Annotated in this window: 1 protein-coding gene and 1 pseudogene; one reads left to right on the top strand and one right to left on the bottom strand. The window is 63.0% G+C overall.

The window, feature by feature from the left end; all coding sequences use genetic code 11:
* Positions 1 to 942, top strand: a 942-nt coding sequence (gene dnaB / locus ELR45_RS06440; protein ID WP_240759220.1) for a replicative DNA helicase, incomplete at its 5' end; no start/stop codon positions are given.
* 34 nt (positions 943 to 976) lie between these two features.
* On the opposite strand, the pseudogene ELR45_RS37030 reads toward dnaB, so the two are convergent.
* Positions 977 to 1,156: pseudogene (locus ELR45_RS37030) on the bottom strand (hydroxylase); the annotation flags it as partial.

Genomic DNA, 1,156 nt, shown 5'->3' on the forward strand with positions numbered 1-1,156 from the left:
TACAGCGCCGACGGTGACGCGGACGAGATTGCCGATCGTGCTCAAGCCGAGGTCTACGCCGTCACTGAGCGGCGGGCGGCTGAGGACTACGCGCCGCTGTCGGACATCATGGAGGGCGCCCTCGATGAGATCGAAGCCATCGGCTCTCGTGGCGGTGAGATGGTCGGTGTGCCGACGGGCTTCACGGACCTTGACACGTTGACCAACGGCCTGCATCCAGGGCAAATGATCATCGTTGCTGCTAGACCGGCGGTCGGGAAGTCCACGCTGGGGCTGGACGTTGCTCGGGCGGCGTCGATCAAGCATCAGCTGACATCGGTGATCTTCTCCCTGGAGATGAGCCGGAACGAGATCACGATGCGGTTGCTCTCGGCCGAGGGGAAAGTTCCCCTGCATCACATGCGTGCCGGTCAGATGACCGACGACGACTGGAACCGCATCGCACGATGCACCGGCGAGGTGTCGAGTGCACCGTTGTTCATCGACGACTCACCGAACATGACCATGATGGAGATCCGAGCCAAGTGCCGGCGGCTCAAGCAGCGAAATGACCTCCGAATGGTCATCGTCGACTACTTGCAGCTGATGACCAGCGGGAAGAAGGTCGAGAGCCGGCAGCAAGAGGTCTCGGAGTTCTCCCGGTCGCTGAAGCTGCTGGCCAAGGAGCTGGAAGTCCCCGTGATCGCCATCTGCCAGTTGAACCGTGGTCCCGAGCAGAGAACGGACAAGAAACCCATGCTGTCCGATCTCCGCGAGTCGGGGAGCTTAGAGCAGGATGCGGATATGGTCATCCTGCTCCACAGGGAAGACGCGTACGAGAAGGAGTCGCCGCGCGCAGGCGAGGCGGACTTTGTCGTCGCCAAGCACCGAAACGGTCCGACGGCCACCATCACCGTGGCCTTTCAGGGCCACTACAGCCGCTTCGTCGACATGGCGCAATAAGCGGCACCACGTTCCGGGCCGCGCCCACTTCTGATCAGCGGAACCCGTGGACGTTCGCGACCGCCCATTCGGCGAAGGTCATGGCACCGTGCCCGGTGACCTCGGCGAATGTGGTGGACACGGCTTGCGGCGCGTCCATAAGCTCGGCGGTGCCGTCGATGTACCACCCGGCATACTCGCCCATCATCGGGGTCAGATGCTCGACGGCTTCGTC

The organism is Phytoactinopolyspora endophytica (genome assembly GCF_004138495.1).
Taxonomy (GTDB): Bacteria; Actinomycetota; Actinomycetes; order Jiangellales; family Jiangellaceae; genus Phytoactinopolyspora; species Phytoactinopolyspora endophytica.